Source organism: Methylobacterium sp. 1030, assembly GCF_040544715.1.
Taxonomy (GTDB): Bacteria; Pseudomonadota; Alphaproteobacteria; order Rhizobiales; family Beijerinckiaceae; genus Methylobacterium.
Window position 1 is genome coordinate 53693 of the sequence record NZ_JBEPKM010000022.1, and the last position, 20014, is coordinate 73706.

Genomic DNA, 20014 nt, shown 5'->3' on the forward strand with positions numbered 1-20014 from the left:
CGCCGTCACCCCGCCCGCCGCGACGGCAGCCGCAGGCCCGGGGCCGGGCGCTCCAGCAGCACCTCCCGGCGGAAGCGCACCAGCCGCGCCGGCCGGCCGGCGGCGCCGCTGGTCACGCTCTCGGTCTCCTCCACCAGCCCCTGCTGGGCCACGAGGCGCCGGAAGTTCTGCTTGTGCAGCTGCGTCCCCGACAGGGCCTCCACGGTCTTCTGCAGCTGCAGCAGGGTGAATTCCGGCGGCATCAGCTCGAACACCACCGGGCGGTACTTGATCTTGCCCCGGAGCCGGCCGATCGCGGTCGCGAGCACCCGCCGGTGGTCGAACGCCATGGGGACGCCGGTCGGGTCGTTCGGCAGGGCCGGGCCGGGATTGCCCCGCGCCTCCGGGATCAGCCCGGCCTCGAACAGCAGCTCGTAGCGCTCCAGGACGCGCTCCTCGTTCCACGTACCGCCGTTCATGCCGAAGGTCAGGCCGAGGCGGTCGAGGCGGCGGGTCCGGGTGGCGCAGTCCGCGGGCTCGGACGCCCATTCGGCGAGCCGCGCCTCGATGGCGTCGAGCTGGCGCGGGCGCCCCTGCCGGAAATCCTCGTAGGGCAGGTAGCGGTACCAGTTCTGCCACGCGGCCTCGGCGAGCCCCGCCGGCCGCTCCTCGCGGACGAGCGCCAGATAGGCCACCGAGAGCGAGTGCACCCCCGACAGGGTCGCCGTGCCGGAGCGGTCGCGGTCGCCGAAGGTGTAGAGCTGCTCCACGTAGCCGAGGCGCTGGTGCGTCTGCCGCTCCACCCAGGCGCGCAGGCCCCGCTCCAGCGTGGCGTGCTCGGGGACGAGGGGGCCGGCCGGCAGGCCGTCGCCGCGGCCGGGCGCCTGGTCGGGGACCCGGATCGTCAGGGCGCGCGGCTCCCCCTTGGTCGCGGCGACGATCACCGCGACGAGGCCTACGGAGGAGCGCTCCGGCGGGGCCTGCCCCCCGCGCGCGTCCGTCTGCGCCGCGGCACCCGTCATCGTTCCTCGACCGTCCGTCCCCCGGGATGCGCCGTAGCGGATCCCACCTATAGGGGGACAGGATCGCCGCGCGTCAACGCCGCCGTATGACGGAGCGGGGGGGGCCCGTCGACGCACCGCTGTCCACCCGCCGCTTGCCAACGCCGCGAGCCCTGCCCAAACAGGGGTCCGGGTAGGCTGGCACGGGACCGGCCGAGGCGGACCGAGCGACGACAGCGATGCCAGCGAGCGCGACTTCCCCCGCAGCTTCCCCCTCGACCCCGACCGGCAGCCGGGCCGTCGACCTGCGGCTCTACGGGCTCCTCGATGTCGGCGTCTGCGGCGCCGACGGGGCGCGGCTGGCGGAGCTCGGCGCCGAGGCGGTGGCGGGGGGCTGCACCCTGCTCCAGTACCGCGAGAAGTACATCGCCGATGCCCGCGCCGCCCTGGCGCGGATCCGGGCGATCCTGGCGGCGGTGGGCGGCCGCGTCCCGGTCCTCGTCAACGACCGCGTCGACCTCGCCCTCGCGGCCGGAGCCGACGGGGTGCATCTCGGCCAGGGCGACCTCCACCCGGCCGACGCCCGCCGGCTGCTGGGGGAGGGCGCGATCATCGGCCTCACCCTGAAGAAGCCCGCCCAGGCCGACGAATTGTACCGGCTGCCCGTCGACTACGCCTGCATCGGCGGCGTGTTCGCCACCACCAGCAAGGACAATCCCGACCCGCCGGTGGGCCTCGACGGCTTCGCCAGCATCGCCTTCCGCGCCCGCCTCGCCCGCGGAGCCGGCCTGCCGCTCGGCGCCATCGCGGGGATCGGGCTCGACAACGCCGCCGCGGTGGTCGCCGCGGGGGCGGACGGGGTCGCGGTGATCACCGCGCTGTTCGGCGCGGAGTCGGTGCGCCAGCGCGCCCGCGACCTGCGCGCGCGGATCGACGGCGCCCTGGCGGAGCGGGCCGGCGCCCGATGAGCGGCCCCGCGCCCATCGCGGTCACGATCGCGGGCTCGGATTCCGGCGGCGGCGCCGGCATCCAGGCGGATCTCAAGACCTTCTCGGCGCTGGGCGTCTACGGCGCCAGCGTGATCACGGCGCTGACCGCGCAGAACACGACGGGGGTCCAGGGTATCCACGACGTGCCGGCGGAGTTCGTCGCCCGGCAGATCGACAGCGTGTTCTCCGACCTCGCCGTGAGGGCGGTGAAGATCGGCATGCTGTCGCAGACCGCGGTGATCGCGGCGGTCGCCGACGGCCTGGCGCGCCACGCCGGGTCGATCCCGGTCGTCCTCGACCCGGTGATGGTCGCCACCAGCGGCGACCGGCTGATCACCGACGACGCCGTGGCGACGCTCCGCGAGCGGCTGCTCCCGCGGGCCGACCTGATCACCCCCAACCTGCCGGAGGCGGCGGTGCTCCTCGGCGAGCCCGTCGCCGCGGACGCGGCAGCGATCGTGGCCCAGGCGCGGCGGCTGGTCGCCCTCGGCGCCCGGGCGGTGCTGATCAAGGGCGGCCACGGCGCGGGGCGCGAGAGCATCGACCACCTCGTCACGGCGGACGGCACCCTGCGGACCCTGTCGGCGCCGCGGATCGCGACGCGCAACACCCACGGCACCGGCTGCACCCTCTCGGCGGCGGTGGCGGCGGGCCTCGCCCAGGGCTTGGCCCTGCCGGAGGCGGTGGCGGAGGCCAAGGCCTACCTCACGGCCGCCCTCGCGGCGGCGGACAGCCTCGCGGTCGGGACGGGGCACGGGCCGGTCCACCACTTCCACGCCGTCTGGACTTAGAGGCCGATCCGGCCGCCGCTTTCCGGTGCGCACGCCGCCGCGCACGCCGCCCGCCGCCTTGCAACCGGGCGTCGATTGCGTTTGAAGAAGCGCACGATCGTTCGGATAATGGAACGGTGCAGGCGGATCGGGGACGATGCAGGATCAGGCGGAACGGCCCGACCGGGCGCGCGGGCGCGACCTGCTGACCGGCGCGCAGGTGCTCTCCGGCCAGCTCGGCAAGACCATCCAGCGGCTGCGCAAGGCCTACAACCTGTCGCTCTCGGAACTCGCCGAGCAGTCCGGCGTGGCCAAGTCGATCATCAGCCAGATCGAGCGCAACGAGACCAACCCGACGCTGGCGACGATCTGGCGCCTGTCCCAGGCCCTCGACGTGTCGATCGAGCGGGTGTTGGCGGCCGGCGACGAGGAGCCGTTCATCGAGAAGACCTCCCGGGCCGACACGCCGATCCTCGTCTCCGAGGACGGGAAGGTGCGGCTGGCGATCATCGGCTGGCTCAAGACGATCGAGTGGCTGCAATGGTACGAGGTCACGGCCGACCCGGGCGGCGTCCTCGACTCGGACCCGCACCAGCGCGGCTCGGTGGAGTCGCTCTCGGTCACCGAGGGGGCGTTCGAGGTCGAGATCGGCGGCGTCGTGCAGCGGGCGCGGGCCGGCGAGACCCTGCGCTACCGCTGCGACCGGCCCCACCTCGTGCGCTGCACGGACGGTCCGGCCCGGGCCACCATGGTGGTGATCATGAAGGCCGCCGTGATGGAGTGAGGCGGCCCGGTCGGCCCTCCGGCCCACCCTCGGCGCCCCGCGCGAGGGCGCGCACGCGGTAGTCGCGGGGGCTCAGGCCGTAGCGCTCCTTGAAGCGGCGGGAGAAGTGGGACTGGCTGAGGAAGCCGCAGCCATACGCCAAGGTCCCCAGCGGCATGTGGAGGCAGCCCGGATCGGCCAAGCGCTTGGCGGCCGCCTCGAGCCTGCGGTGCCAGATCCAGTCGGAGACGTGCCGGTCCTGCGCGCGGAACAAGGCCTGCAGCCGGCGCAGGGACACGCCGGCCGCGGCCGCGAGCCGGGGCGGGTCCAGGGTCGGATCGTGGAGATGGGCCTCGAGATAGGCCCGGGCGCGCTGCACCACGACGCTGTCCTGGACGGGCCGCTGCGCCTCCCGCGCGAGCCGCTCCGCGAGGCTGGCGACGATGAGGTCGAGCCCCGTGGAAACCATGCTCTCGGCCACCTGGGGCGTCAGCCGGTCGCCCAGGCTGAGCAGGTTGCCCAGGAACGACCGGGTCAGGGTCGCGGTCGGCAGATCGCCGCCGACAGTCACGCCGGCGAACAGGCGTGCGGAGCCCAGAGCCCTCTCCAGCCGCTCCCGCGGGATCCCGATGGCCAGCACCTCGCTGTAGCCGCTGTGCTCGATCGTCCAGGGTGTATTCGTATCCCGGATCGAGAAGTCGCCGACCCGATCCGTGCTCGACCGATCGTACTGATCCGCGCGGACCTGTCCCGAGAGCACGATGCTCATGAACAGGTGGTCGGTCTTGTGGTTTTCATGGCGAAGCGTGCGCGGCGTCGTGGCCGCCCGCAGGTTGCGCAGCGCGAATTTCGTGAAGACCAGGCCGCCGATACTGGCCCCCTCGATCGTCGCGTGAAAGGGCTCGTCGTTGAGACAAGTCTGCGCCATCGGAACCAGGCGATCTTCGCAGATATCTCGCCAAAGGCGAAACTTGTCCTTCTCCAATACACCTTCAGTTGAGAACAGAGTCTGCATCGCGGCAGCCGTATGACCGCGATTGCTGCGAACCGCAACCGCGCCCCGTCCACGCACGCCGCCGCGGCGCCGCGGGACACGGATTGATCGGCAGGAAATCCCGCGCGCCCACGATGCACCGTCGGGCCCGTCCCATCACCCGTGGCGCCTGTCGGGCCGTGGAGCGGATCCGCGCGGCTGGCATTCGGAGGACGTTCCGTCGCGAGCGCCCCGCCCCGGCGGGGGCGTCGGCGCGGCCCGGCCGCGGGGCCGTCAGCGCCCGCTGTTCACCCAGCGCACCACGTCGGCCAGCACGATGCTCAGCGCCTGATCGAGGGCGCGGGCGCCGCTGCCGGCATCGATCTTGGACACCGGCACGCGGGCCGTGAAGATCCGCGCCGCCGCAACCCTGCCGGTGCCGTCGGCCACGAGCTTCAGCGACAGGTCGACCACCGCCTCGCCGGTCCCGGACTGCACGTCGAAGGCGCGGATCTCGCTGATCAGCTGGTAGTCGGCCACGACCTTGTCGCCGGGCCGGCTCACCGAGCGGAGCCGCCCGGAATTCTCCAGGCTCTGGATGAGCCGCGTCTGGATCAGGCGCGGCAGCCGGTCGGCCCACTGGCCGCCGCCCAGGAACGACAGGGCGCCGCCGTTCTCGCGGACGATGATCCGGTCGGCCTCGAAGGGCTGGATGCTCACCGGCTCCGAGACCGCGATCGAGCGGCCGGCCGCGATCGGCCGCCCCGCGGCCGGCAGCGCCGCGAGGTCGAAGGTGAGGGGCGCCGCGCCGCCGCAGCCGCCCAAGAGGGCGGCGAGCAGCGCGGCGGCGGCGATGTGGGACGAGCGGACCATACGCATGACCTGAAGGACCCCGCCGGCGAACGGCGGAGCTGTATAAGCTATGCGGTTAAAACTAATCCGCTGCGGCATCCGTGCCGTGCGCCGGGACACATCCGCCCGGCGACGCGGCATTTCACCGGCCACCGTTGTATTCAGGCAACGAAGGCTTGCCGCCGAAGATCACCTGGCTCGGGTCGCGCTCCAGGCTGCGCACCGTGCGGTTGAGGGTGCTCAGCGTCCGCTGCCCGTCGCCCGACAGGGCCTCGACCTCCCGGCGGCCGGTGCCGCTCAGCCGGCCGAAATTGGCCGAGATGCTGGCGGTGCGCTTGTCGAGGTTCTCCGACATGGTCCGGAACGCCTTGCCGGCGTCGCGCACCGAGATCGCCGCCGCGCGGATCTCCGTGAAGGTGCTGGAGCCCTCCTGGCCGGAGGCCGAGCCCAGGAAGCTCTGGGCGCCGTTCAGCACCGCGTCGATCTTGTCGGCCGAGGCGCTGAGCTTGCCGGCGAGCAGCCGGGCGTCGTGCAGGCCGGCCTCGATGTCGGGGCTGGCCTTGGACAGGGCGGCCGAGAAGCGGTCGGCGTTGTCGATCACCCGGCCGAGCTTGGCCCCGTCCACGGCCTTCACCAGCGCCGAGATGTTCGGGCCGGCATCGGCCAGCGTCTTCGAGAAGGTCTCGACATTGGTCAGCGACCGGTTGATCGCCCCCTCGTTGGCGGAGACCAGCCGGTCGAGGCGGGCCAGCATGTCGTCGGCCCGCTGCGCCACCTGGCGCGCCAGCGCCATCATGTCCTGCATGTCGGAGGAATCGGCGAAGATCGTCGGCGGCTCGCCGTTGGCCATCGGGGTCAGCACCGGCGCGTCGGCATTGCCGCCCGACAGGGAGATCACCGAGACGCCGGTGAGCATCGCCGAGTCGAGGCGGGCGCGGGTGTCGGCCCGGAGCGGGGTCGCGGGATCGACTTTGATCGTGGCGAGCACCCGGCGGGGATCCTGCGGGGCGAGGCGGATGTCGGTGACCTCGCCGACCTTGATGCCGTTGAAGTTCACGCTCGAGCCGCGCGACAAGCCCCCGACCGAGCCGGAGAAGACGATGCGGACGAGCTGGCTGACCTGCCGCGAGGAGCCGCCGGAGAGCCACAGCACGGTGCCGAAGCCCGCCAGGATGACGGCGATCGTGAAGGCCCCGATCAGGGCGTAGTTCGCGCGGGTTTCCATGCGCTCAACCTGCGGTTCTGGCCGGCGGAGATCCGGCCGGGCCTGGAGCCCCGGCTCCCGGAGGGGAGCAGGGCGGGATCTGGGTGGGACGGCGGCGATCGGGCATCGGGTCAGGCACGGGAGCAGGCACGGGATCAGGCATGGGATCAGGCATGGGCCGAGGCGCCCCCCGTCGCGATGGTCCGGGCGCGCTTGCCGTGGAAGTACGAGCGCAGCCAGGGATGGTCGCTCGCCAGCATCTCGTCGATCGTGCCGGCGGCGATGATCTGGCCGTCGCCGAGCGCCGCGATGCGGTCGCAGGCGGTGTAGAGGCTGTCGAGGTCGTGGGTGACCATGAAGACGGTCAGCCCCAGCGTCTCCTTGAGGGTCGAGACGAGGTCGTCGAACTCGCCCGCGCCGATCGGGTCGAGGCCCGAGGTCGGCTCGTCGAGGAACAGGATCTCGGGATCGAGCGCCAGGGAGCGGGCGAGCGCCGCGCGCTTGATCATGCCGCCCGACAATTCCGAGGGCAGCTTGTCGGCGGCGTCGGGCTTCAGGCCGACCATCTCGATCTTCAGCCGGGCGAACTCGTCGAGCAGGCGCTCGGACAGGTTCAGGTGCTCGCGCATCGGCACCTGGATGTTCTGCTTGACGGTGAGAGCCGAGAACAGGGCGCCCTGCTGGAACAGCACGCCCCAGCGCTGCTCCATCCGGCGCCGCTCCGCGTAGGTGAGCGCGTCGACGTCGCGGCCGAACACCTCGATGGTCCCGGCCCGCTTCGGGTTGAGGCCGAGGATCGTCCGGGTGAGCACCGACTTGCCCTGGCCCGAGGGCCCGACGAAGCCCAGGATCTCGCCGGCGCGGATGTCGAGGCTCAGGCCCTTCAGGATGTTGCGGTCGCGGAAGCCGACCACGAGGTCGCGCACGCGGATGATCGGGGCGGGGCCATTCGGCGAGGCGGTCATCGGGGCATTCATCGCGGCGGCCTCAGAAATCGATCGCGGCGAAGAACACCGCGAACAGGCCGTCGAGGACGATGACCATGAAGATGGACTTCACCACCGACGCGGTGACGTGACGGCCGAGCGATTCCGCGGAGCCCTCGACCGCGAAGCCCTCGATCGTGGCGATCACCCCGATCGTCAGCGCCATGAACGGCGCCTTGATCAGGCCGACCATGACGTGGTGGACGCCCACCGCCGCCTGGAGCCGGACCAGGAACTGGTCGAGGGTCAGGCCGCCGTAGAGCATCGCGGTGAGGCCGCCGCCGGCGAGCGCCGCGAGGTCGCCGATCAGCGTCAGCATCGGCAGGCCGATCATCAGCGCGAGCACCCGGGGCACGATCAGGATCTCGACGGGGTCGAGGCCCATGACCCGGAGCGCGTCGACCTCCTCGCGCATGCGCATGGAGCCGATCTCGGCGGTGATCGCCGAGCCGGAGCGGCCGGCGACCATGATCGAGGTGAGCAGCACGCCCATCTCGCGCAGGATCAGGAGGCCGATCAGGTTGACCACGAAGGTCTGGGCGCCGAAGCGCTGGAGCTGGAAGATGCCCTGCTGGGCGACGATGCCGCCCACGAGGAACGAGATCAGCACGATGATCGGCGTGCCGTTGAGCGCCACCTGCTGGATCTGGTTGATCAGGGCGTTGCCGCGGAACGTGCCGGGCCGCAGGGCGACGCGCCCGCAGGCGGCGATCAGCTCGCCCAGGAACGCGAGGGCGGTGACGAACTCGCGGCCGCCCTGCACGGTCCGGCGCCCGGTGGAGTCGAGCAGGCCGACGACCGGGCCGTGCCGCCGCGGCGGCGGCGCGTCCGGCTCGCGCAGCCGGACCTCGCCCAGCAGGGTGCGGTGCTCCGGGCGGGCGCCGAGATAGGTGAGGGCGCTGCCCGCCTGCTCGATCTCGGCGCGGGTCCGCTCCAGGACCCAGGCGCCGAGCGTGTCGAGGCGCTCGATCCCCGACAGGTCGACCGCCACCGGCCCGGCGCGGCCGGCCGCCGCGATGCGCGCGGCCGCGGCCTCGACGGTCGGGGCCTGGTCGGCGGTCCAGCGGCCGTCGAGCGCCAGGCGGCCGTCGGCCGACCGGTCCCGCAGCGCGGCGCCGGCCAAGGCGCCGGGAACAGTGCCCTCGCTCAGCAACACCCATACTCCTCGATCGAGGCACCACCCTGCCCGGCGGTTATGACGACATTACGGTTGACGATCCGTCTCCAACCTCACCCCCCGCGCGCGGCGGGACGCCAGGGCGAGGCCCAGGCCGGCGGCGGCGAGCGGCGCCATCAGCAGGAAGGCGAGGGGGCCGCCGGCCCGGTAGGCGACGCCGCTCCCCAGGGTCGCGACCACCGAGATCCCGGCATTGACCGCGCTGAGCGTGCCCTGCGCCCGGCCCCGCGCGCCGTCGGGGGCGTAGGCCGAGACCGCCGCCATGGCGCCGAGCTGGGTCGCCCCGAAGGTCAGGCCGTGGAGGCACTGGAGCGGCACCAGCGCGGCGAGATGGTCGCCGAGGAGGTACATGCCGATCGCCCGCAGGATCGCCGCGACGGCCCCGGCGCCGAGGAGCCGCACCGGGCCGCGCCAGGCGGCGGGCAGGGCGGGGAGGCCGGCGAACAGGGCGATCTCGGCCAGCACCCCGGTCGCCCAGAGCGCGCCGACCCAGGTCGGCGGGATGCCCTGGCCGGTCCAGTAGATGCTGCCGAACCCGTAGATCGCCCCGTGGCTCGCCTGGATCGCGGCCGCCGCGCCGATGCACAGCCAGAGCCGCCGCGGCAGCCGCGTCCGGCCGTCGCCCGCCGCCGACGGCGGCAGGGCCGCCACCGCGCGGCTGCGCCACGCCACCAGACCCGCGCCGAGGGCGAGGCCGGTCAGGAGCAGCGGCACGGCGAGCCGGCCGCCGAGCGCCGTCAGCAGCAGCCCGCCCGCGAGGTTCGCCAGCAGGAACGCGATGGAGCCCGCCATCCGGATCCGCGCGTAGGTCAGGCGGGCGTCTTGGCGCACGGCCGCGAGCGTCAGGTAGTCGATGCAGGGCACGAGCGGCGCGCCGGCGACCGCGTTGAGCACGATCAGCCCGGCCAGCAGCGGCCACCCGATCCCGGCCGCGGCGGGCATCAGCGCGTAGGTCAGGCTCAGGGCGAGGCTGCCGAGCAGGATCAGCCGCCGGGGCCCGAGGCCGCGGTCGAGGAGGCTCATCAGCGGCGCCGTGGCGGCGATCCGCGTGGCGATCGGCAGGGCGAGGAGGAGACCGATCACCCGGGCATCGAGCCCCAGGGCGTCGAGCCACAGGGGCATGAACGGCATCGCGATGCCGATCTCGGTGAACACCACGGCGTAGAGCAGCGACAGGCGCGCCGGGCCGGACGGGCGGGGCAAGGCGGGTCTCGACGAGCGGGGTGAGCAGGGAGGTGGGACCGGGACGGCGTCCGTAAGCGCCCGTTAAAGGCCCTCTGTCAAATTCGCCGCGATTGGCGCGCATCGGGGCCGCCGCCGCGCCCGCATTCAGCGTCCAGAGAGGCCCATGTTCGGTTCCGTCAACCCGAGCGCGCACGCTTCGGCCGAGTACGAGGCGATCGAGGCGACGATCAGCGCCAGCGAGCGCGGCCGCTGGTTCCTCGCCGAGTACGCCCGGCGCAACCGGGGCGCCGAGACCGAGGTGCTGCTCGGGGCGATCGCGCGGCTGGAGCGGAGCGTCACCGCCGACCGCGGGCAGGAGGCCTTCGGGCACCTGCGCGGCAATCTCCTCGATATGGCCGACGCGATCAGCCGGACCAAGGGCGAGATCGCGGCGCTCAACACCCCGAACGGCGACGAGACCCGGCTGACGCAGGCGTCCCTCGCCCTCGACGCCATCGTGCGCGAGACCGAGCAGGCCACCTCCGACATCCTCAGCGCCGCCGAGTCGATCCAGGAGGCGGCCTGGACCCTGCGCGAGCACGGGGCCGAAGCGCAGGCCTGCGACGCCCTCGACCGCCACGCGACCGCGATCTACACCGCCTGCTCCTTCCAGGACCTGACCGCGCAGCGCACCGCCCGGATCGTCTACACCCTGCGCTACCTGGAGGACCGGGTCTCCGCGATGATCGCCATCTGGGGCGAGGACGCGGTCCGGGTGCCGCCCCACCGGGGCGCGCGGCCGGCCGGCGAGCCGGCCGATCTGAACCAGAGCGACATCGACCGCTACATCGCCATGGACGTGCCGGCCGTCACGGTGGCGGCCCTCGTGGCCCGCCCCGGCAGCCCGGCGCTGCACGAGGATCTGGTGTTCCTGCCGGTCCAGGCGGAGGCCCGGGCGCCGGAGGCCGAGCCGGAGACAGAGGTCGCGGCCGAAGCGCCGGCCGCGCCGGAGCCGGTGGCAGAGGCCGAGCCGGACGCCGTGTCCGAGCCGGGGGGAGTGGCCGCGCTGGCATTCGCCCCGGAGCCGGACCTCGCCGCGCCGGGGGACGGGTCGGAGGCCGCACCCGCGGCCGACTTAGAGGCCGGCTTGGAGGCCGGCTCGGAGGCCGATCTGGAAGCGGACTGGGCGGTCGATCTCGAGGCCGCCCCGGAGCCGGAGCCGGCTCCGGAGGTCGCCTCCCTTCCCGTCGCCGATCCGTCCGCCGCGGACGCGCCGGAGCCCGCCACCGCGATCGAGGAGGCGTTCGAGGCGGACGTCGAGGCGGACGTCGAGGAGGACATCGCGCCGGACGTGGTCGACCTCACCTGGGGCGAGACCGTCGCGGCGGCGCCCCAGCCGGCGATGCCGCCGGAGGAGCCGGCCCTGAGCTTCGCCGAGATCGACGCGCTGACGCCGGAGCAGCGGCTCGCGCTCTTCGCCTGACGGGTCCGGCCCGGCGCCGGCGCTCCGGCGCAGTTCGACAGGCGCGCGCCGGCGCGGACCCTGCTATCAGGGGCGCCCCCGGCACCCCCGAGCACGCGCATCCGTGGCCCTGCACCTGATCAAGCTCTGCGTCGGCCCCGCCACCATCGCCGATCTCGAGGCCCGGCAGGCCCGCTTCCGCGCGGAGGCGCTCCGGGACGGCCGGCAAGCGGCGCCGTTCCACGTCACCCGCACCCTGCCCAAGCGCCACCGGGAGATCACCGGTCAGGGCTCGATCTACTGGGTGATCCGCGGGACGCTGTCCTGCCGGCAGGCGATCACCGCGATCGAGCCGCTCACCGACGCGGACGGCATCCCGCGCTGCCGGCTGGTCTTCGATCCCCGGCTCGTCCCGGTGGCGCCCCGGCCCTACCGGCCGTTCCAGGGCTGGCGCTACCTGACGGCCAGCGACGCGCCGGCCGATCTCGGGGCCGAGGCCTCGGGAGACCTCGCCGAGATGCCCGAGGCCCTGCGGCGCGAGCTGGTCGGCCTCGGCCTGCTGTGAGGGCGCGACGGGTCTCGTCGCCCCCGGTCAGGCGCCCGCCGGCGCCGCGAGCGGCCCCGGCGGGATCGGTCCTACGCCCCGTCGAAGCGCCCGCTGGCATGGGCCAGCATGGTGTAGACCTTGCCGGTCTCCGAGGTCAGGTAGGCGTCGGTGCGCTTGGCGTCGCTGTCGTTCTTGACCACGTCGCCGAGCAGGCGCTCGAACTCGCTGACGTAGCGGTCGACGCTGCGGCGGAACTCCGCGTCGGTCCTGTACCGGCGCTGGATCTCCGCGAAGGTGGCCCGGCCCTGCGGCGTGTAGATCCGCGGGTCGAACAGGTTCGGCTCGCCCCGGCGGTACCGCTCCCACAGGTCGACCGCGGTCCGGTGCTCGATCATCTTGGCGATGTCGGTCGAGATCGTGTCGAGGGCGATCCGCCCGGTCTCGGCGGCCGCCACCGCGGGGCGGCGGGCCGCCGGCGCGGGCGCCGGGGCGGCGGCCGGCGCGTCGGCCGCCGGCTCCTCGTCGTCGTCCAGCGAGGCGCGGGTCAGCAGGTCGGACAGCCAGCCGCGCTTGTCGCCGGCCTGCGCCGGGCGGGCGGTCGCGGACGGGCGCGGCGCCTCGATCTTGGCCGCGGCGGGCCGCGGCGTCGCCGCGGGCGCCGGCAGGGCCGGAGCCGCGGGGGCCGCCGTCGGCATCGCCGGTGCGACCGGGGCCGCGGCGGGCGCCGCCGCCGCGACGGCGCGGCCGCCGCTCTCCGCGACCCGGCGCTGGGGCTGCGCCTGCGGCTGGGCGACGTCGACCGAGCGGCCGGAGCGGGAGACCAGGGACGACAGCTCGTTGAGGGCCTTGATCTGGTCCGCTACCACCCGGCGCATCTCGCCGGTTGCGTCCTGCGTCTCGCGCGGCAGCTCGAGGACGCCCTTGGCGAGCTCGGCGCGGGTCGCGTCGAGTTCGCCGCGGATCGAGCCCGCCATCTCGCGCAGGGCCGAGAAGGAGTCGCCGAAGCTGGCCTGGGCCTCCTGGAAGCCGCTGCGCATCTCGCGGGCCGCCTCCTCGATGACCTGCCGGACGCCCTGGGCGGCCTTCTCGCCCTCGGCGCTGGCGCTGTCCTTCAGGTCGGCGAAGGCGCTCGTCACCGAGGCCCCGGCGCCCTGGGCCGACTGGGCCAGGGACTCGCCGACGCTGCGGGCACGCTCCTCGGCGGCGCGCAGGGTCTGCTCGATGGTCTGGGCCAGGGCGGTGCCGTTCTGCTCCAGGGCGGCGGCCCGGGCCTCGAACGCGGCCAGAGCCTCGGTCAGCTTGGTCTCGCGGCCCGACAGGGCCGAGTCCAGGCGCTCCTCGATGGCCGCCAGCGAGGCCGCGGCCCGGTCGAGGGCCGCCACGTGCGCGGCGGTCTGCTCGCCGAGGGAGCGGCCGCGGCCGTCGAGGGTCTCGGCGAGGCGCGAGGCCTCGCTGAGCGCCCCGTCGGCGGCGCCGCGCAGGGCCTCGACCTGGGCCGAGACGCCGGCGCTGGCCCGGCCGGTCTCGGCGGCGATGCGCTCCAGCGCCCCCTGGACCTGCTCGATCCGGCCGGCGAGACCCTGCTCGATCGCGCCGAGGTTGGTGTCGGCGCCGGCCACGAGGTCGGTCAGCGCCGTGTTGGCGGCCTCGATCCGCTGCAGCAGCGCGCCGAGCTCGCGGCCCATCCGGTCGTTGGTCTCGAACAGCTCCGAGAGCGTGCGGCCCGCGCCGTCCTCGACGGCGGCGCGCAGCAGCTCGGCCGAGGCCCGCGACTGCACGGCCAGCTCCTCGGTCCGCTCCCGCAGGCTCTCGGCGAGCGGCATTCCGGTTTCGGCGAGCGTCCGCTCGATCGCCTCGGCCCGGTCCGACAGGGCCCGCGACAGGTCCATCATCGGCCCGTCGATGGCGCTGCGCAGGCGCTCGACATGGCCCTCCAGGCTGTCGCCGACGGCGCGGCCACTGCCCTCGACGCTGGCGAGCAGCGCGCCGCCGCGCTCCTCGATGGCGCGCACCAGGGTCTCGGCGCTCTCGGCGAGGCGGCGGGACAGGGCCTCGCCGCGGGCGTCGACCAGGGCACCGAGCGCCGTGGCGCGGCGCTCGAACCCGGCCCCGAGGGCCTCGGTGCGGGCGTCGATCAGGCCGGCGAGCGCGGCCTCGCGGCGGCTGAGCGTCTCGGCCAGGGCCGCGTTGTGGGCCTCGACCTGCTCGGCATGGGCGCGGGCCCGCTCGTCGAGGGCGGCGACCAGGGACGCCGTGCGCTCGTCCATGAGGCCCGCGAAGGCCTCGTGGCGGTCGTCGAAGGCGGTGGCCAGGGTGTCGGCGCGCTGCGCCACCAGGGTCGCGAACAGCCGCATGCGGCTGTCGATGCGCTGCGTGAAGGCGTCGGCGCGGGCGTCGACGCCGCGGGCCAGGGCCTCGCTCTGCGCCTCGACGGCCTGCGCCAGGGCCGCGGTGCGGCCCTCGACCACGCCGTCCAGCTCCCGCAGCCGGGCGTCGAAGGTCTCGACCAGGGCGCCGGTCCGGCCCTCGACGGCGCCGTCCAGGGCGCGCAGGCGGGCGTCGAAGGTCTCGACCAGGGCGCCGGTCCGGCCCTCGACGGCACCGTCGAGGGCGCGCAGGCGGGCGTCGAACACCTCCACCAGGGCGCCGGTCCGGCCCTCGGCGGCCGCCACCAGGGCCTGGCCGCGGTCCTCCAGCAGGCCCTCGATCGCGGCGCGCGCCTGCTCGAAGGTCGCCCGCAGGGTCTCGACGCGCGCGTCGACCCGCTCGGACACGTCGCGGCCGGTGCCCTCGACAAGGGCGCCGAGGCGGTTCTGCACCCGGTCGAACAGAGTCTGCAGCTCGCCCGTCCGCTCCTTGAGGGTCTCGGCGAGGCGGTTCTCGCGCTCCTCGAGCAGGCCGGCGATCGCCGGGTTCACGCCCTCGATCGTGGTCTGGAGCGCCTGGGTGCGGTGCTCGATCGTGCCGGCGATCTGGCGGCCGCGGGTGTCCACGAGGCGGTCGATCTCGCCCTGCGCCCGCTCGAACAGGCCCTGAAGGTCGGACAGGCGGGTGTCCAGCAGATCCGCCATCTGGGCGGGCGCCGCGTCGAGGGTCGTGCGCAGGCCCTCGGTCCGGGCCGCGATGGCGTCGGCGACCTCCTGGCCGCGCCCGTCCACGAGGTCGCGCAGGCCGGCCTGGGCCTCCTCGAACAGGGTGTGGAGGCGCTGCGTGCGGGCGTCGAGGGTGGCGGCGAGCTGGCGCTCGCGGGTCTCCACCAGCGCGGAGACGGCGGCGGGCGCCTCCTCCAGCACCGCGCGGAGGGACTGAATGCGGGCGTCGACCGCGGCGGCGAAGCGGCCGCCGCCGCCCTCGACCACGCCGTCGAGGGCCGACTGAGCCTCCTCGAACAGGGTGCGCAGGGCCTGGGCCCGGGCGGTGAGGGTGTCGGCGAGGCGGGTGCCGCGGCCGTCGACCAAGCTCTCGAGGTGGCCCAGCCGCTCGTCGAACAGGCTGCCGAGCTGGCGGGTGCGGTCGTCGAGGGCGCCGGTGGCGGAGCCGAACGCGCCCTCCAGGGCGGCGACCATCGCCTGCCCGCGGCCGTCCAGCGCCTCGTGGATCGGGCCCATCCGGCCGTCCAGGGTGGCGGCCAGGGTGCCGGCATGGTCGTCCAGCAGGACGCGGATCTGGTTGGTCCGGTCGTCCAGCAGGGTGTGGACCGAGCGGACGCCCTCGTCGAGGAGGCCGCTGATGTCGGCCGTGCGGCTCGACAGGGTGTGGCCCAGGCGGCCCTCGCCGGCATCGAGCATCCGCTCGGCGTCCGCGATGGTCTGCTGGAGCTTGGCGAGCACGCTCTCGCCGCGCTGGTCGATGAGTTCGGCCAGCGAGGTGCCGCCGCGGTCGAGCAGGCGGGCGAGCTCGGTGATCCGGCCGCCGATCGCCCCGAACACGGCGCGGCCCTTCTCGTCGAGCTCGCCCGACATGGCGGCGATGCGCTCGTCGATCAGGCGGCCGATGAGGTCGGCGCGCTCCGCGAAGGCCGCGTGCACGGCCTCGGTGCGGGCGGCCAGCGCCGCGTCGGCGTTCTCGGTGCGCTCGTCCACCAGGCGGATCATCGAATCCGCGCGGTTCGCCAGCGCGGCCTCGAGGCCGCGGGTGGCCTCCTCGATGGTGCCGGTGAGGGCGCGGACGCGCTCGGCCATGGCGCCGTCGAGGCCGCCGGTCCGGTCGGCGATCATCGCCACGAGGTCGCGGGTCCGGCCGGCCAGCTCCTCGTCCACCGCGCGGGTGCGCGCCTCGATCAGGCGGATCGCCTCGAAGGCCTGGACGCCGAAGCTCTCGTCCACGAGGCGGGCGCGCTGGTCCAGGGTCTCGGCGATCGCCTGCAGGCGGCCGATGACGCCGGTGTCGAAATGGCCGGCGCTCTCCTCGATCCGCCGGGCGATCTCGCCCGTGTGGCGGGCGATGTCCTGGCCGAGCCCGGAGGTGCGGCCCTCCAGCATCTCCATCAGACCGCGATGGCCCTCGGCCATGACGCGGGCCATCTCGTCGGTCCGGGCGCGCAGCGCGTCGTCCACGGCGTTCGCGCGGCTGCCGAGATGGTCGTCGATCTGGCCGACCAGCGCCGCCACGGCGGCCGCGATGGCGGCGGCCCGCTCGGCCGAGCGCGTCTCCAGGCCGCCGAGATGGGTCTCGATCAGGCTGCCGGCCTCGCGGGCCCGGGTGGCGATCGTCTCGGCGACGGCCTCGCCCTTGCCGGTGAGGAGGCGGTCCATCTCCTCCAGCCGGGCGCCGACAGTCTCGCCCAGCGCGGCGGTGTCGCGGTTGATTCGGTCGGCCAGGATGTCGCCGCGGGCGATGGTCTCCTGCAGGGCGGCGAGGCGGTTGCCCAGCGTCTCGTCGATCGCCCGGACCCGGCCGTCGGCGGTCTCGGCGAAGCTCGCGCCGGTCTGGCTGAGGGTGTCGGCGATGCGGGCGCCCTGGCTCGCCACGGCGAGCACGATGTCGCGGCCGGTGCCGCTGATCCGGGCCTGGGTCTCGTCGGCGTGGCCGGCGAGCAGCTCGGCGACGCTCCGGCCGTGCTCGCCGAAGGCCGCCTCCATCTCGCCGATCCGGGCGGCGAGGTCGGCCGAGATCGCGCGGGCGGCCTCGGCGAGGCTGCCGGTGGCGTCGCCGGTCCGGGCGGCGAGCTCGCGGTTGAGATCGTCCAGGGCGGCGCGGACCGCCGCGACGGCGTCCGTGCCGCGGGCGCCGAGCTCGGTGCCGGCCCGGTCGGCGGCGTCGCGGAACCGGGCGGTGAGGATCGCGGTCTCGGCCTCGACCGCGCCGGTGACCTCGCCGGAGGCGTTGCGCAGGGTGTCCAGGGCCGCGGCGAGCCGGGCGGCGGCGTCCCGCGTCTGCGTCTCGGCGGCTTGGCTCGCCTGATCGGCGGCGGCCCGCAGCGCGGCGGCCGCCTCCTCGGTCCGCGCCGACAGGGCGGCGGCGGAATCCGCGACCCGGCGCTCGAACACCCGCACGGCCTCGAGGGTCCGGGCCTCGACCGCGCCGGTGGCGTCCTCGGCCGTGCCGCGCAGGGCATCGGTGGCCGCCTCGGCCCCGCGCCGGAGCGCCGCGACCGCCTCGGCGGTGCGGCCGTCGATCTCGCCCGACAGGCCCTCGACGGTGCCCCGCAGCGACTGGACCGCGGAGGAGGCCCCCGTCTCGAAGCCCCGGCCCAGGGCCGCGAAGGCGGCCTCGAGGTTGGCCGCGACCGTCTCGGTCCGGTGCGCGATGCTGCCGCCGGCCTGCTCGGCCGCCGCCGCGACCCGGTGCTCCAGGTCCGCGGCCCGGACCGTCACGGTCTCGTCGAGGCGCGCCGCGATGCCGTCCATCCGCTCGGCGAGGGCGCCGCCGCGCTCCGACAGGGCCTCGGCGATCCGCTCGGCGGTGCCGACGAGGTCGTCGCGCACGGCGCCCGCGCGGGCCGCCAGGGTCTCGCCGGCGCCGCTGGCGGCGAGCGCCAGGGCGGCCTGGGCGTCGCGCCCGCGGCCCTCGATCGTCTCGGCGACCGACAGGCCGGCGCTCTCGATCTCGGCGCGCAGCGCGAGGCCGCGGCCGGCGATGTCCTGGGTCAGGGCCGAGCCGGTCTCGGCGAAGCGGGCGGTGATCTCGGCGCCCATCGCGCCGAAGCGCTCGGTCAGCTCCGAGCCGCGCGACAGGAAGGCGGATTCGAGCCCCGTCACGGAGCGCTCGAAGGTCTCGCGCACCGTGCCGGCCTGGCGCTCCAGCGCGTCGCTCACGCGGCTGCCGGTCTCCTCCAGGGTCCGGGTGAGGGCGCCGGCATTCTCCGACAGGCGCTCGGCCAGGGCGGTGCCGGCGGCCTGGAAGGCGCCGGTCGCCGTGCCGGCGCGGTCCTCGAAGCTGCGGGTCAGGGTCTCGCCGACCTCCTGGAAGCTGCCGCGCACCTCCTGGCTGGTGGCCGCCAGCGTGTCGATCAGGTCGCTGCCGCGGGCGGTCATCAGGTTGACCACCCGGTCGCCGGCCTCGCCCAGGGAGGCGGTGATCGCGGCGCCGCGGGTCTCCAGCGCGCCGGTCACGCGCTCGCCCGCGCCGGTCACCGCGGAGACGATCCGGTCGGAGGCACCCTCCAGGTCCTGGCTCAGGCTCTGGTGCGACCCGGTGATGGCGCTGCGCACCCGCTCGGCGTTGGTGACGATCGCCTCGCGCTGGGCCACCAGCTCGTCCACGAGGGAGCGGATCCGGATCTCGTTGTCGGAATAGGCCCGCTCCAGGGTGGCGATCTCGCCGCGCACCAGGGTCTCCAGCTCGCCGGCCCGGGCGAGCGCCCGCTCGACGCCGTCGCCCACCGCCGCCACCTCGCGGCGCACGGTCTGCGACATGGTCAGGACCGCGTCGGTGGAGAAGCTCTCGGGCTCGGCCAGGCGCACTGCGACCTCGCCGACCGCGCGGGCGACGAGGCGCATCTCCTGGGCGCGCACCGCCAGCATGGCGGCGATCACGAACAGCACCACCGGACCGAACAGGGCCGCGGCGCCGACGCTCGCCTGGAGGGCCGAGAGGCCCGACAGGACGGCGCGCAGGTCGCCGTCGGACTTCGACCACGCGACCAGCACCAGGGCGCCGATCCAGACGGCGCCGGCCGCGAGGGCGAGCAGGTAGGGCTTGGGCGAGGAGCGCACCCGCAGGGTCTGCTGCAGGATGCCGATGTTGCGCCGGTCGTCGTTGGCCACGAGCGAGCGGTCGGGGGGCAGGAGGCCGCCCTCGCGGCGGGGGCGGTCCAGGCCCGGCGGCGGCAGGTCGGAGGCGAGCGGCGGGTCGAGGTCGAGGCGCGGCGGCATGGTCCGGCCGGCGTCGAGACCGCCGTCGCGCAGCGGGTCGGCGTCACCGACATCGGGCAGGCGCGGCTCGGCGCGGCCGTCGGTGCCGTTCGGCGTCAGGGCGTCGAGGTTCAGCGCCTGCTCGATCGCAGAGAGCGCGGCCTCGGCCGGGTCCTTCAGCTTCTTCTCGGTCGCCATACAACGCCTCGTTACACGGGTTCACCGGCGCCTGGAGAGGCTTGAGCCGGAGACGCAACGCCCCGTTTACCATTACAAGACTAAACTCGGGCAGCGACTGCCGATACCCGAGCCCTCGACCGGCCCCAGAAAAGGTTAACCGAATGGTTACCGGGCCCGTCGCTCGCCGCCTCCACCATCCTGCCGCAGGGGAGGGGTCGGGCGCGATCCCCACCCGGCGAATCAGGGGGTGAATTGTGTGGATCAGATCCGCAATCCCCGACGAATCCGGATGCCGGGAGCCCGAGCATGCAGGCCATCGACCCCGCGGAACTCGAGGCCCAGACCGGCGGCGACGCCGATCTGGCCCGTGAGGTTCTGGAGCTGTTCGCCGGCCAGTGCCGGTCGATCCTGCCGCGCCTCGCCGACCCGGCCCTGCCGCGGGCGCAGCGCGCCGACCTCGCCCACACCCTGAAGGGCTCGGCCGCGGGCGTCGGGGCGATCCACGTGCGGGCGCTCGCGGACGCCGCGGAGACGCGCCTGCGCGCCGGCACCGGGGCGGTGCCGGTCGACGACCTCGCGGCCGCGGTCGCGCGGGCGCTGGCGGAGATCGCGGAGGCGCGCGCCTGACGGTGTCGCCCAATGCGGCGATCGATCCGGGACCGGTGTCTAATG

General features: G+C 74.8%; 14 protein-coding genes. 6 read left to right on the top strand and 8 right to left on the bottom strand.

Going from position 1 to position 20014, the window contains the following annotated elements; all coding sequences use genetic code 11:
- Positions 1-5: 5 nt before the first annotated feature.
- Entirely contained in the window at positions 6-1001 is a 996-nt protein-coding gene (locus ABIC30_RS26430; RefSeq protein WP_020092332.1) for an NUDIX hydrolase, read from the bottom strand.
- Between the two features lie 218 nt (positions 1002-1219).
- Here ABIC30_RS26430 and thiE point away from each other — a divergent pair, with 218 nt between their 5' ends.
- The 3 genes from thiE (at position 1220) to ABIC30_RS26445 (ending at position 3523) form a co-directional block, all read left to right on the top strand.
- Positions 1220-1948 (top strand): thiamine phosphate synthase, encoded by a 729-nt coding sequence (thiE, locus tag ABIC30_RS26435; RefSeq protein ID WP_020092333.1) that lies wholly within the window; start codon positions 1220-1222, stop codon positions 1946-1948.
- Positions 1945-2760, top strand: a complete 816-nt coding sequence (thiD, locus tag ABIC30_RS26440; protein ID WP_020092334.1) for a bifunctional hydroxymethylpyrimidine kinase/phosphomethylpyrimidine kinase — start codon at positions 1945-1947, stop codon at positions 2758-2760. Before thiE ends, thiD begins: the two co-directional genes overlap by 4 nt.
- Positions 2761-2896: 136 nt before the next feature.
- Entirely contained in the window at positions 2897-3523 is a 627-nt protein-coding gene (locus ABIC30_RS26445) for a helix-turn-helix domain-containing protein (protein ID WP_020092335.1), read from the top strand.
- Here ABIC30_RS26445 and ABIC30_RS26450 read toward each other — a convergent pair.
- The 6 genes from ABIC30_RS26450 to ABIC30_RS26475 all read right to left on the bottom strand — a co-directional run bounded on the left by ABIC30_RS26450 (position 3498) and on the right by ABIC30_RS26475 (position 9897).
- Positions 3498-4517, bottom strand: coding sequence for a helix-turn-helix domain-containing protein (locus ABIC30_RS26450; protein ID WP_042673838.1), 1020 nt, complete (start codon positions 4515-4517; stop codon positions 3498-3500). The genes ABIC30_RS26445 and ABIC30_RS26450 overlap by 26 nt on opposite strands.
- 252 nt (positions 4518-4769) lie before the next feature.
- Positions 4770-5348 (bottom strand): ABC-type transport auxiliary lipoprotein family protein, encoded by a 579-nt coding sequence (locus ABIC30_RS26455; RefSeq protein WP_020092337.1) that lies wholly within the window; start codon positions 5346-5348, stop codon positions 4770-4772.
- Between the two features lie 121 nt (positions 5349-5469).
- Positions 5470-6552, bottom strand: a complete 1083-nt coding sequence (locus tag ABIC30_RS26460) for an MlaD family protein (RefSeq protein WP_020092338.1) — start codon at positions 6550-6552, stop codon at positions 5470-5472.
- A gap of 146 nt (positions 6553-6698) precedes the next feature.
- Positions 6699-7508, bottom strand: coding sequence for an ABC transporter ATP-binding protein (locus tag ABIC30_RS26465; RefSeq protein ID WP_020092339.1), 810 nt, complete (start codon positions 7506-7508; stop codon positions 6699-6701).
- A 10-nt stretch (positions 7509-7518) separates the two neighbouring features.
- Positions 7519-8673 (bottom strand): ABC transporter permease, encoded by a 1155-nt coding sequence (locus ABIC30_RS26470; RefSeq protein WP_026604795.1) that lies wholly within the window; start codon positions 8671-8673, stop codon positions 7519-7521.
- 48 nt (positions 8674-8721) lie between these two features.
- Positions 8722-9897: an MFS transporter gene (locus ABIC30_RS26475; protein WP_020092341.1), complete on the bottom strand. Its 1176-nt coding sequence runs from the start codon at positions 9895-9897 to the stop codon at positions 8722-8724.
- A 145-nt stretch (positions 9898-10042) separates the two neighbouring features.
- Here ABIC30_RS26475 and ABIC30_RS26480 point away from each other — a divergent pair, with 145 nt between their 5' ends.
- Both ABIC30_RS26480 and ABIC30_RS26485 read left to right on the top strand, forming a co-directional pair.
- Entirely contained in the window at positions 10043-11341 is a 1299-nt protein-coding gene (locus ABIC30_RS26480) for a hypothetical protein (RefSeq protein ID WP_020092342.1), read from the top strand.
- Positions 11342-11444: 103 nt separating this feature from the next.
- Positions 11445-11885, top strand: a complete 441-nt coding sequence (locus ABIC30_RS26485) for a DUF1489 family protein (protein ID WP_020092343.1) — start codon at positions 11445-11447, stop codon at positions 11883-11885.
- Between the two features lie 71 nt (positions 11886-11956).
- Here ABIC30_RS26485 and ABIC30_RS26490 read toward each other — a convergent pair whose 3' ends face one another.
- On the bottom strand, positions 11957-19360 hold the full coding sequence (locus ABIC30_RS26490; protein WP_020092344.1) for an apolipoprotein A-IV repeat region-like domain-containing protein: 7404 nt from the start codon (positions 19358-19360) through the stop codon (positions 11957-11959).
- 288 nt (positions 19361-19648) lie between these two features.
- On the opposite strand from ABIC30_RS26490, the gene ABIC30_RS26495 reads away from it, so the two are divergent.
- On the top strand, positions 19649-19969 hold the full coding sequence (locus ABIC30_RS26495) for an Hpt domain-containing protein (RefSeq protein WP_020092345.1): 321 nt from the start codon (positions 19649-19651) through the stop codon (positions 19967-19969).
- The last annotated feature ends 45 nt before the right edge of the window (positions 19970-20014 follow it).